The 11596-nt window shown below is 59.6% G+C and carries 11 protein-coding genes; 7 read left to right on the forward strand and 4 right to left on the reverse strand.

Translation table 11 applies throughout. The annotated features are described in order from the left end of the window. Nucleotides 1–555 precede the first annotated feature (555 nt). From GT019_RS23785 to GT019_RS23795, 3 genes are all read left to right on the forward strand, one after another. Complete coding sequence (locus tag GT019_RS23785; protein ID WP_161745921.1) at nucleotides 556–3672, forward strand: S-layer homology domain-containing protein; 3117 nt, start codon at nucleotides 556–558, stop codon at nucleotides 3670–3672. Nucleotides 3673–3848: 176 nt separating this feature from the next. After that, entirely contained in the window at nucleotides 3849–4412 is a 564-nt protein-coding gene (locus GT019_RS23790; RefSeq protein ID WP_161745922.1) for an FAD-dependent oxidoreductase, read from the forward strand. A gap of 192 nt (nucleotides 4413–4604) precedes the next feature. Then, nucleotides 4605–5411: a phytanoyl-CoA dioxygenase family protein gene (locus GT019_RS23795; RefSeq protein WP_161745923.1), complete on the forward strand. Its 807-nt coding sequence runs from the start codon at nucleotides 4605–4607 to the stop codon at nucleotides 5409–5411. A 327-nt stretch (nucleotides 5412–5738) separates the two neighbouring features. Here GT019_RS23795 and GT019_RS23800 read toward each other — a convergent pair whose 3' ends face one another. Next, entirely contained in the window at nucleotides 5739–5960 is a 222-nt protein-coding gene (locus GT019_RS23800) for a hypothetical protein (RefSeq protein WP_161745924.1), read from the reverse strand. A gap of 252 nt (nucleotides 5961–6212) precedes the next feature. On the opposite strand from GT019_RS23800, the gene GT019_RS23805 reads away from it, so the two are divergent. The 3 genes from GT019_RS23805 (at nucleotide 6213) to GT019_RS23815 (ending at nucleotide 8303) form a co-directional block, all read left to right on the forward strand. Next, on the forward strand, nucleotides 6213–7313 hold the full coding sequence (locus GT019_RS23805; RefSeq protein WP_161745925.1) for a helix-turn-helix domain-containing protein: 1101 nt from the start codon (nucleotides 6213–6215) through the stop codon (nucleotides 7311–7313). Between the two features lie 32 nt (nucleotides 7314–7345). Further along, nucleotides 7346–7753 (forward strand): VOC family protein, encoded by a 408-nt coding sequence (locus tag GT019_RS23810; RefSeq protein WP_201755557.1) that lies wholly within the window; start codon nucleotides 7346–7348, stop codon nucleotides 7751–7753. 103 nt (nucleotides 7754–7856) lie between these two features. Continuing rightward, on the forward strand, nucleotides 7857–8303 hold the full coding sequence (locus GT019_RS23815; RefSeq protein ID WP_161745926.1) for a ParB N-terminal domain-containing protein: 447 nt from the start codon (nucleotides 7857–7859) through the stop codon (nucleotides 8301–8303). A 25-nt stretch (nucleotides 8304–8328) separates the two neighbouring features. On the opposite strand, the gene GT019_RS23820 is transcribed toward GT019_RS23815, so the two are convergent. The 3 genes from GT019_RS23820 to GT019_RS23830 all read right to left on the reverse strand — a co-directional run bounded on the left by GT019_RS23820 (nucleotide 8329) and on the right by GT019_RS23830 (nucleotide 10482). After that, on the reverse strand, nucleotides 8329–8793 hold the full coding sequence (locus tag GT019_RS23820; RefSeq protein WP_161745927.1) for a RidA family protein: 465 nt from the start codon (nucleotides 8791–8793) through the stop codon (nucleotides 8329–8331). A gap of 224 nt (nucleotides 8794–9017) precedes the next feature. Continuing rightward, the gene (locus GT019_RS23825) at nucleotides 9018–9653 is read right to left on the reverse strand and encodes a GntR family transcriptional regulator (RefSeq protein ID WP_161745928.1); all 636 of its coding nucleotides are present in this window, start codon (nucleotides 9651–9653) and stop codon (nucleotides 9018–9020) included. Continuing rightward, complete coding sequence (locus GT019_RS23830; RefSeq protein WP_161745929.1) at nucleotides 9619–10482, reverse strand: sugar phosphate isomerase/epimerase family protein; 864 nt, start codon at nucleotides 10480–10482, stop codon at nucleotides 9619–9621. The genes GT019_RS23825 and GT019_RS23830 overlap by 35 nt, the downstream gene beginning before the upstream one ends. A gap of 259 nt (nucleotides 10483–10741) precedes the next feature. On the opposite strand from GT019_RS23830, the gene GT019_RS23835 reads away from it, so the two are divergent. Further along, nucleotides 10742–11593 (forward strand): phosphogluconate dehydrogenase C-terminal domain-containing protein, encoded by an 852-nt coding sequence (locus GT019_RS23835; protein ID WP_161745930.1) that lies wholly within the window; start codon nucleotides 10742–10744, stop codon nucleotides 11591–11593. Nucleotides 11594–11596: the final 3 nt, after the last annotated feature.

An 11596-nucleotide genomic window follows, 5' to 3' on the forward strand; every position in this document is an offset into this window, starting at 1 on the left:
TATTCTAAATATCTAACTAGAATAGTGCTATCAGAGGAAGAGATGAGACTCTTTGAAGCTAAGACTAATGACTTTAATCAATTTTTAGCATATATTCAAGATTTTATAGTGGAGCTACAAAATACCTTCTTGAGTAAAACATTTGGATATTCAATACCAGTCAGACAGCCAAATGATCCTAAATATAAACTACTAAGGGCGAAATGAAAAATGTTAGGGAATTCAGGAAGATGGTTACTTCAGATTATTCACGCGGCGGGCTGAGGCCCTCGGTCCGGCCGAAGGTATAGAGTAGAGGTAGAATCAGGCGGACAACCCTGCATTGCCTAACCGCGTCGTGGCCGCTCCCGTTGATCGCTTAAGGCAGTGAGGACGTGAATACAGGAACTTTTATCAGTAATTACCGAAATGCTTAATCCGTGCGGGCGCACGGTAGCAGGATTCTGCGAGGGACGCTGCCAAAGATTAGTAATTTTTCATAGTTCGAACCTCTCATTTCGCCGAACGGCTGCGAATTTTATAATAGAATTATCGTTCAGCATGAGAGGAGTCGATATGAAAAAATTTACGATCGCGTTCGCGGCGGCGATTGCGCTTGCCGCATTGCCCGGCGCGGACGCCGATGCCTTGACGTCGGAATTCAAAGACATTCCCGCCACAAGCCCGTACCTGGCTTACATTAGCGACCTGAAGGCGCTCGGCGTCGTGGAAGGCGTCTCCGAAGGCCTGTTCGGTCCGGAACAGACGCTGACCCGCGCGCAATTCGCCAAGCTGGTGTCGCTTGCTTTTCAGTTGAAGGATAACGGCGGCCAAGCGCCGTTCGCGGACGTCCGGGATCACTGGGCCGCCGCGTACGTGCGCGCCGCTTTTCAGGCGGGGATCGTGGAGGGCACTTCCGCCACGACCTTCTCGCCGAATGCCCCGGTCAAACGCGAGGAAGCATCCGCCATGGTGTGGCGCTACGCCAAGCAGAAGGGGCTCGCTCCGGGCGCCGCGCTCAATTACGGCGACCAGCCGGATGCATGGGCAACGGAAGGGATCGACGGAATCATCGCCCATGGCTGGCACGGCGTGGACGCCGTGCAAACGGCCGGCCAATGGTCGTACCGGCCGCAGGCGCAAATGACCCGGCAAGAATCGGCCGCCTTGGTCGATCTGGCGATGAAGGACATCCCCGGCAGCCGGACGGAGCCCGTGAAGCCCAAGCCTCCCGCAACCTCGAACGGCGTAAGCGCAGGCCTGCCTTCGGGCGCCGTCACGTACGGCAGCATGGTCGTCTTGACCGCGTCCAAGCCCGAAGCGACCGTCTATTACACGACGGACGGCAGCGATCCGCGCAAATCGGCCACGCGCAAGCACTATGTCTCGCCGATCAAGGTGCTCGGCGCCCTGCAATTGCGAACCTGCGCCGTGTACCATCCGACCGCAGAGAGCACCGTGGTCAGCGAAGTCGCCATTTACCGCTATACGTTGACCGGCGCCGGAGGACCGACGGGCGGTCTGAACGATCCGCTCTCCGACTACAAGCAGCTGTTCAATCGTTCCAACGTGTACGTCGCGACCGATCATCCCACCTACTTCGGCGACGATGCAAAGCGCGTCGCCCGCGCGTCGACGGCTTCGGGAAGCGTGGTTTATCATACGGGTTACGATATGACCTCCTTTCAGACCTCCAGCTACTTCTTCACGGGCATCGACAAGCAGAAGAACCGCTACTACGCGTCGAAGGACGGCAAGACGTATACGGAAGTGACCGCGAACTCCTATCCGGTCGGCAATCCGGCGGGCAATTGGCTGCAGTACGTCGACGAATCATATTCGCTGCCGGCGAAGACCCGATATTTGAAAATCGAGCTGCGCGGTACCGCCCAAGCCTGGTCGCCGCAGCTTTCCGGCGTGCTCATCAATCGCAGCACCGGTTCCGTCGACATGAAACAGACCCGAAGCGCGGGTTCGCTTCAGGTCGCGCTCTCTACGGCTTCGACGGGGGCCAGAATCTACTACCGCAAGGACGGCGCCGCGAAGTTCGAGCTCTATTCGCAGCCAATCCAGCTCACCGGGTATACGGTGCTGGAAGCTTACGCCGTCAAGGACGGCAGGGAACCGAGTCCCATCCGCAAATACAAGCTTAACGGGAGCAGCGATTTCACGGTCGACGCTTACGGCCAGATGGCCGCCGCGAATTTTCCGGAGAAGGTGACCAGCGATCAGGAGCTGAAGGCGGACGCCGCCGCGGACGCCGCGTATTACGGCGGCCTGCATCCGACCGCGAAGCTGGATAGCTACGGCGGTCTCGCCGGCAGCGCGGCCCAATACGGGATCAAGGGCACCGGTTACTTCGCGATCCAGACGCTCGGCAGCCGCAAGGTGATGAAGACGCCGGACGGCGATATCTTCTTCAGCCTGGGGATGAACGGCATCCATGAAGACGAGACCTATACGGTGGTCAAGGGCCGGGAGGAAGCGTTCGAATCGATCCCTGCCTACGAGGGGGCTTACAAGCCGGCGTATATTACGCCCGATCATGGCAGCTTCTCGTTCTACATGGCGAACAAATACAAGAAAACCGGCACGTTCCCGACGGACAGCTCCTTCTATGCGGAGGCGGTGGGACGCCTGAAAAAATGGGGCTTCAACAGCGCCGGGGGCTATTCGCCCGAGCAGTACGGCGCGGCGAACAAATTCCCTTACGTGCGGATGCTTCCGATCGACATGAACTGGGCGAAGCTGGACGGGATCTCGATCTTCGATATCTTCGCGCCGGGCGCCGAAGCCAAGCTCGACCAGGCGTTCGCGGCGGCGGTCAAGCCGAACAAGAACGACAAGCTGCTCATCGGGTACTTCATGGGCAACGAATACGATTTCCATAAATTCTACTCCGACGTGCCGAAGCTGAAGGCCAGCAAGGCCGCGATCAAAGGCCGTCTGGTGAAGATGCTCCAGGACAAGTACCAGAAGATCGATGCGTTCAACGCCAGCTGGGGAACAAGCTTCGCTTCCTTCAACGACATGCGGGAAGCCGAGCTTCCGATCAGCACTTCGGCTTCGTGGCAGGATATGGACACGTTCTTCCGGTATTACCTCGACACGTTCTACGGGACGGTATCGCGCATCTACCGCAAATACGATCCGAATCATCTCCTGCTCGGGGACCGCTGGATCACGACTTCGTTCCATAACGCGAAGTTCCGCGACGTAATGGCGGAGGTGGAAGGGAAGTATTCGGACGTCATCAGCATCAACTACTATTCCTACAAGATCGAGAGCGATCTGCTGCAGGACGTGTACGAGAAATCCGGCGGCAAGCCGATTCTCATGAGCGAATTCGGCTACGGCACCGCGGAGCAGGGGCTCGCGCCGTTGCTGCCCAACGCAGCCGTGAACCAATTCCAGCGAGGGATGCGCTACCGGAATTACGTAGAGGGCGTTGCCGGCTTGGGATACGTCGTAGGGGCCCATTGGTTCAATTACGTGGACCAAGCCGCGCTCGGACGGTATTGGCAGGGAGCCGGCGATTGGGCGGAGCATTACAATTCGGGCGTGCTGAACGTCGCCGACCGTCCGTACAAGTCGTTCCTGACGGGCGTCATGCAGTCCAATTACGACATCTACGACGTGCTCCTCGGGAAGCGGGCGAAATTCTATTACGATTTCAACGCAACCAGCGGTTGATGTCGCATCCGCAGTCCGCAGGCATGGCCGTTTCATTTCAAAACATACCTATATGAAAAGTTGAATATCGGATTTTCAAAGCGTATGATAGAAACGGACGGGCATGCCGATGCATCGGGTACCAGACTGCCGACCGTCATGTTCAGCATCTCGAATCTATTTTGGGAGGTAGGATCATGTCAGATATCGCCATCATCGGAGCAGGTCCGGCAGGCGGAAGCGCGGCGCTGTTCGCGGCCAAAGCCGGGAAGAAAACGCTGGTGCTCGACAGCGACCAAAGCGTGACGAAGCGAGCTTGGGTCGAGAACCACTACGGCGTACCGGAGACGTCGGGACCGGATCTGGTCGAGATCGGCATCCGGCAGGCGAAGAAATTCGGCGCGGACGTCGTGCAGGCCAAGGTCACGAAGATCAGCAAGACGGACGACGGCTTCAGCATCGCGACGGAATCCGGCGACGCGTACGAAGCGAAGGTCGTCATCGTCGCATCGGGCTTGTTCCTCGATTTCGCGGAGGCCTCCGGGCTGAACACGAAGCCGGGCACCGAGCCGCGGATCAAGACGATTCTCGACGCGGACGCCGATGGCCGGACCAACGTGGCGGGCATCTGGGCCGCCGGCACGTGCGCGGGCGTGAGCATGCATACGATCATCACGGCCGGAGACGGCGCGAAGGTCGCCGTCAACGTTATCAGCGAGCTGAACGGCGCGCGTTACGTCGATCACGATGTTTTGAAATAAAGCGCCATTTTCCAATCGCGTTTTTCATCACGAATCTCTCTTTCTTCTCGGGGGCATGCGGCAGCATCGCCTTCGGAGGAGAGGGGGATTTTTTGTTTGGGGCTTGCAGGAAATCGTGCGGCCGGGTGGAATGAATAATTCGAAAGCGGATTCAAGTAGCGGGGGACCAATTTGATTCGCGGAGGGTTAATCATGCGGCTGAGCCAAGCGCAAGTCGATTTTTTCGAAACGTTCGGGTTTTTGAAATTTCCGGGGCTGATGGCAGATCGTTTGGACTGGATCGTCGACGAGTTCGCGAAGACATTTCCGGAGGACAACAAGCATGACGGCACGAAGCGGACATGCGTCGTGCCGTTCATCGACCAGCGCATGTCCGTGCTGATCGACGATCCGCGCATCCTCGCGATCGGCCGCACCCTCCTCGGCGAGGATTTCAACTATATGGGCAGCGACGGCAACTACTACACGGGCGATACCGGCTGGCATCGCGACGGCTACCACGAGAAATACAAGCATTTGAAAATCGCCTTCTACCTGGATCCGCTGGACGGCAACAGCGGCGCGCTGCGCGTCATACCGGGCAGTCACCGGCTGCACGACAAATACGGCGACGATCTGACGCTTCGCATGCGGGACGCGGCGGCGGCCTGGAACATCGGCGGCGCGGACGTGCCGGCTTGCGTGCTGGACGTGACGCCCGGCGATATTCTGGTCTTCGACCACAATACGTTCCATTCTTCGTGGAACGGCAGCGCGAGCCGCCGCATGTTCACCATCAACATGTGCCAGCGCTACGCGCAGGAAGACATCGGGGAGCTGCGGGATTATATCGCGGGAGCGGCGAGATTTTGGATCGACCGCGCCTTCTCCGAGACGATGATGAACACGGCATCGCCGGAGCGGATGGTGCATTTGGAGCAGGTCATGGCGAACGACGACCATCTGGCGGCGCTGAGCGCCAAGGCGCGGCAGGAAATGGCGGAGCCGTCGCGGGGCTGATGTTGGATGTGCCCATCGCGCACGGATGGCAGGACCGGGACCGTTTCGATGGAAGCGGTTCTTTTCGTTTGCGGGAGCAGCGGATAGGCGAACGTCGTCGGCGTCCGGAGGCTCCTGCCGTCCGCGGCAGGCCGGGCACCGTAACCGGGCCTGGCCGAGACGGATGCCCAGCTTGGCGGCAGGGCGCGTTGGCCGAGCCTGCCGAATCTATCGTTCAGGCAGCGCTGCGGAAGCAGCAATCGCTTCCCGTAGGCATGAACGGAGCTGTGCGCGATCGGCGGTGCGGCATGTCGCTCGCACGCTTGCGTCGCGACATGCAGGTACCGCTTAGCGGGCTCTTTTACGCCCCTTCCGCTTGTGCCGTCTCCGGAATGAAGAGGTGTCCGCGCCTTCGGCAGCCGCTCCGCCCGTCAACGAATCGGTTTCCTGGGCGTCCTCCACGACGTCCTTCGACTTGTCTTCTCCCACGATGGGGAGGATATCCGCGTTCCCGAACAGGATCGTCCCGTTGTTGGTGACGATGATCGCGGTTCGAATCCAACAGGCCATACCGGCATCAGCATCCTCGTCGTCATGTAAGTGAATCGGCTAGTCTAACCTATGCCGGCATAGCCGCGCCCGAATTGGCGCGTATCCCGCTCGCGCGAGAAATCGCTGGGGCCCGGATTAGAGGCGGGCGATTCAACCGCCGGTTGAATCGGCCCTTTCAACCGATAATTGATAGAGCCGGAGCAAGCGGCATGCTATGCTGAATGCAGGCAGTGCGCACTGTACGAATCTAGCAAGCGGAGGCGTTCGATAATGGAAATGCGCAAGATCGGAGCTTATATCTCGAGACTCAGAAAAGAAGCGGGCATGACGCAGGCGGAGTTCGCCGAACGGTTAAGCCTAAGCCATCAAGCGGTATCGAAGTGGGAACGAGGAGAATCGCTCCCGGATATCGGCTTGCTGCCGGCTATCTCCGGACTGCTCGGAACGTCCATCGACGAGCTGCTCGCAGGCGAGCGGCGGATCGTGCTTGCGCCGGCAGCGGCGGCTGCGGAGCTTGCCGCCGGGGAACATGCGCCTGAGCAAGCGGCGCCAGCGCCTGCGGCACCGCGCACGGATGACGCGGCTTACGCGGCGGAGTTATTGGAAGCCGAGCCGGAACACGACAGTTTGGCGCATGAACTTGAGGAAGAAATAGAGCTGGAACTGGAACGAGAGGAAGAACAAGTAGAAACAGCAGAAGCAGAAGCAGAGCAAGAAGATGAACGAGAACTTGTTGAGCAAGAGCCAAGCGAGCGAGATGTAACCGCGGCCGTCGAGCCGATCGACGAGGCGGTCGACGAGGAAGACGCGGACGGGAACCACCCGAGCTTGAGCGCGATCTTGCGGTTGGCGCCGTTCCTGGGCAGCGACACGATCGACGAGATGCTCGCCTTCGTGGAAGACGGCCGGTTGAACGCGGATGTTATTCAAGCGTTGGCGCCGTTCATGGGGCATGAATCATTGGCCCGCGTGGTTGATCGCGCCGCCGGCGGTATTTTCGACATGCGCCAGCTTGTCGCGCTGGCGCCTTTCTTGGCCGAGGAACATATCGACCGGCTCGTGCTGCAGGCGGAGGGCGGCGCGACGAACTGGGAGGTGGTGCACGCGCTGGCGCCCTTCATCGGCCGCGAGACGCTGGACCGCCTAGCCGATCAGACTGTCGATGGCGGGGTCGAAGTCGGCCATATCATTGGACTTGCCCCGTTCTTGAGCAGGGGAAGCCTCGAGAAGCTGCTGGGGCATGTGGAATCGGGCAAGCTCGGCGCCAACGTTCTGACCGGGCTCGCGCCTTTTCTGCACAAGGAGGCCTTGGACCGGCTGGTGCGGCGCATGCTGGATAAGGCGCTGACGCCGGCAGCGAAGCAAGGATAGACAAAATCGGACCACCGGGAGGAAACCGTATCATGAGCAGAACCGGTTCGCAAGCCATTCCGATGCTGGCGGTAGACGATGCCGGCCGGGCAATCGATTTTTATCGACAAGCATTCGGAGCTGTCGAGGTCAGCCGGATCGAGACGGAAGAAGGGAAAGTCGCGCATGCCGAGATTAAAGTCGGGGATGCCCGGATCATGGTTGCCGACGAGTTTTCCGGACACAACCATGCGGCCAAATCGCTTGGCGGCACGCCAGTCATCATTTACCTATACGTCGAAAACGCGGACGACACCGTCCAAGCGGCTGTGAAGGAAGGCGCGATTTCCCTTCGCCCGGTTCAGGATCAGCCGCACGGGGACCGGGTGGGGAAGATCGAGGATCCTTTCGGTCATGTGTGGATGGTTGCTTCTCGGCTGGATGAAGGGAACGAACGGTAAATGCGGATAAAAGGCAGCGGTCTCGCTGCCTTTTATCGTCGTAGAAACGCGGAAGAAACTCACGAAATACGCTATCTTGGACTCGTGGAGGGAGATGTGACCGATGACGCTGCCGCTGGCATTTACGGCCGAAGAAGCGCTTGCGTTCGCGAAGGCGGATTGCTTGGAGGAATGGGTGCATCTGTTCTTGCGGACGGCCGGCAATAACGCCCCGTTCTCGGAAGGACTGAAGCTGCAGAAGCGCTTCTGGGCCGGTCCCGTGCTCGTGCCGCTTGCCGAGCTGGAACGCTGCTGCGGACCGGAGCCGGAGATGGAATATTACAATCCGCCGGAAAGTTGGGAAGCGCGGGTGGAATCGCTCATGGCGGCGCTTCGCGGCGGATGGTCCTGCGCGCCGCTGATCGCGCAGGTCGCGGACGGCAAGCTGTCGATCCGCGACGGCAATCACCGGCACGAGGCGCTGCGCAGGCTCGGCGTCTCGTCGTGCTGGACCATCGTGTGGGGCAGCGAGAGCCAGGAAGAATTGGCGGCTTGGGACGGCGCTTCTTAATCGCAAGCCATGGCTGGCCGCGGCATTATTCCGCTGCCGCTACCTCGAAGATCGAGTCGATTATGACGGGCAGGTTGTCCCGCAGCGAAACGGCGCCGAGAACCGGGCGCGCATGAACGCCCTTGTCGCCGAATACGTCCAGCAGCAGGTCGGAACAGCCGTTCAACAACTTATGGTGTTCCTCGAATTCGGGGACTGCGTTCACGAAGCCTTGCACTTTCACGACGCGCTTGACGTTGTCCAGCGATCCGACGGCGGACTGCACGACCGCCAGGGTCTCGATGCCCGCCAGCCGCGCGAAACGATAGCCGTCCTCGGTCGTGAACGCGTGCCCGAGCTTTCCCTTCGGATGGCCGGAAGGGCCTTTGCCCGAGACGAACAACAAGCCGTTCGCGATGACGTAATTAGCGTATCTGGCGGCAGGTTCGCTTGCGGCCGGCAGGACGATGCCAAGCTCGCGCAGCCGTTGCGAGATCGTTGGTTCGGACATGCGAATTCCCCCTCGTTATTAAGAATTGGAAGGATTGTACGCCCAAACGCGGGAAGCCGTCAAGACTTGTGGATGATTTCGGGCTCGCGAGTACCGTGACGTCCGGTCCGAGGGGCATTGCCGCATCAGCCTTGAATACCCTATATAGGCAATGCCCGATTCGCCATTCAACGACAAAACGGCAGCTCCGGATGCTAAACATGCATCCAAGCCGCCGTTTCCGTTTATAGCACCAATATCCGCGCTCCGTATTCCAAATGCTCCACCATGCGCCGCTTCGCTTCTTCCCCTTGCCCGTCCTGGATCAATTCGAAGATCTCGAGATGATCCCGGTAGGAGGCGAGAATGCGGCCGTTGTCCTTCCGAAGCACCTTCAGCGCCAGCTGAAACAGGCGATCCTGCAAGTTTTCCATCATCTGCACCATCTCGTCGTTGTCGTAGACAAGGGCGAGCCGCCGGTGGAAATCCGAGTCGGCATGCGTAAACGCCAGGTAATCGTGCTGCTCGGCCGTCTGCCGCTGCAGCTCCAAATTCGCGCGGAACCAGGCGCTCTCGTCCGGCGAGAACTTGCGGCTCGACAGCTTGAGGACGATGTGGCTCTCCAGGGCGACGCGGAAGTCGAAGAAATCCGCGACCCGCTGCAAGGACAATTCGGGCAGGCTGAGCCCTTTGTTCGGCGACAGGTTCAGCAAGCCTTCGGCGGCCAGCTTCTCGAGCGCGGCGCGAATCGGCGTCCGGCTCATCTGCAGCAGCTCGACCAAATATTTCTCGGTCAGCTGCTCGTTGCCGTTAATCGTGCCTTCCAGCAAGTGCGCGCGCAGCTGTTCATAGGCTTTCTCTTTCAACGTTACGGGTGGCATAGTCGTTATCCTCTTCTTCCATAAAATGAACGGACCGCAGATAAGCGATGCTTCGTTCCATCCAATCGCGCTCGACGGCGATCGTGTCTTCGACGGAATTCGCGTAAGGCGTCCATAATTCCAATATCGCATTGACGCCGGTCTTGCCGCTGGCCGCGATGATCTCTCTCAGCTGCGGGATGTCCAGCCGTCCCTCGCCCGCCGGCGTGCCGAGAATCTCGAAGCCCATCATGTGATCGACCCGCCGGATGTCGAAATCCTTGATATGCAGGTTGACAAGATACGGCGACAGCGCGCGAACGACGTGATCCGGGGCTTCCAGCGCGCCGAACGAATTCACCGTATCGAGGCAGCAGCCGACATGGGCGTGATTCAGGTTCTGAAATAATTGTACCAGCTGTCCCGTCGTATGCAAGCCGTGATTTTCGACAGCAAGCACGACATCGGCGGCTTCGTAGGCCGGCAGCGCCTCGCGGATGTGCGATTCGGCCGCCGCCAGATCGGGCGTCGTGACGATCGTCCTGACGATGGAGGAGCCGAGCGTGCCCGCGATGGCGAGATAACGGAGCAGCAGCTCCGGCTCGGTGCCGCGCGTGCCGACTTCCAGCTCGACGCCATGCTCGTCGGCCGTCCGTTTCAGCCGAAGCAGCTCATCCTCCGTCCGGAGATGAAGCGGCAGGTTGTCCGCGATTTGCAGCAGGTTCAATCCATGGCTGCGGGCAAGCTTGACGAGCGCCTCCGCCGTAAGCGCCTCCTGCGGGCGCGCGTAGCCGGGGACGCCTACGGACCAGGTTAACGTATAGGTGCTGAGCCCGAGTTTCATCTTCATCTATTTCCTCCTGACCCGTGCTTCGTTCCCGCTTGGGCGCTCCTGCAGCCGGACGCGGCCCCGATGCCGGACTTCGAGCATGGGATATTGCTTCCAGCATAGCAGGATTTCCGATAAGGAGCAATAAATTATATATAAATTGTATACATTTTGTATTGAACATGTTTTTGTAATCGGTTATGCTAGTGGCATCATCCTTGCGGGTGCGGTACGCAACGGACTGAATCCGCTTTAATTCGATTGCAAAGGGGCAAGGAGCATGGCTACTTCTATTCAGATCGCGATTCTTGGCGCGGGCGGCAAGATGGGCTGCCGGATAACGGATAATTTGAGGAAAACGGATTACGGGCTCCTGCTGGTCGAACAGGCCGATTCCGGCAAAGCAAGGCTTGCGGAGCGCGGTCTGTCGGTCACGTCGAACGAAGAGGCGCTTGCCGCTGCGGACGTCGTCATTTTTGCCGTGCCGGACGCGGTCATCGGTCCGCTCTCGCAGGCGATCGTGCCGGGTTTGAAGCCCGATACGACCGTCATTCTGCTGGATCCCGCGGCGGCATACGCGCAGCAGGTCGCGCTTCGCGACGATTGTCATTTCGTCGTGACGCATCCCTGCCACCCGGCGCTGTTCGAGGAGCAGGATTCGCCGGAAGCGCGCCAGGACATGTTCGGTGGAATCGCGGCGAAGCAGGACATCGTCATCGCGCTGCAGCAGGGCACGGAAGAGAAGCTGGCTCAAGCCGAACGAATCTGCATCGCGATGTTCGCGCCGGTTACCCAGTGCCACCGTATCACGGTCGAGCATATGGCGCTGCTCGAGCCGGCGGCCGCGGAGGTCGTGGCCGCGGCGGCCGCCTGCATCATGAAGGAAGCGATGGACGAAGTCATTCGCATGGGGGTGCCCGCGGCGGCGGCCCGGTCGTTCATGCTCGGTCATATCCAGATTCCGCTCGCCATCGCCTTCAACAATGTCAATCCGTTCTCCGATGCCGCCAAGATCGCGATCGAATACGGCTTCGAGAAGATCTTCAAACCGGATTGGAAGCAGGTGTTCACGAAAGAATCGCTCGACGAAGTGCTGCGCTTGATGCTGCATTTGGACGGGAAGAGGAGCTGAGGC

The organism is Paenibacillus glycinis (assembly GCF_009909185.1).
In the GTDB taxonomy this organism is placed as follows: Bacteria; Bacillota; Bacilli; order Paenibacillales; family Paenibacillaceae; genus Paenibacillus_Z; species Paenibacillus_Z glycinis.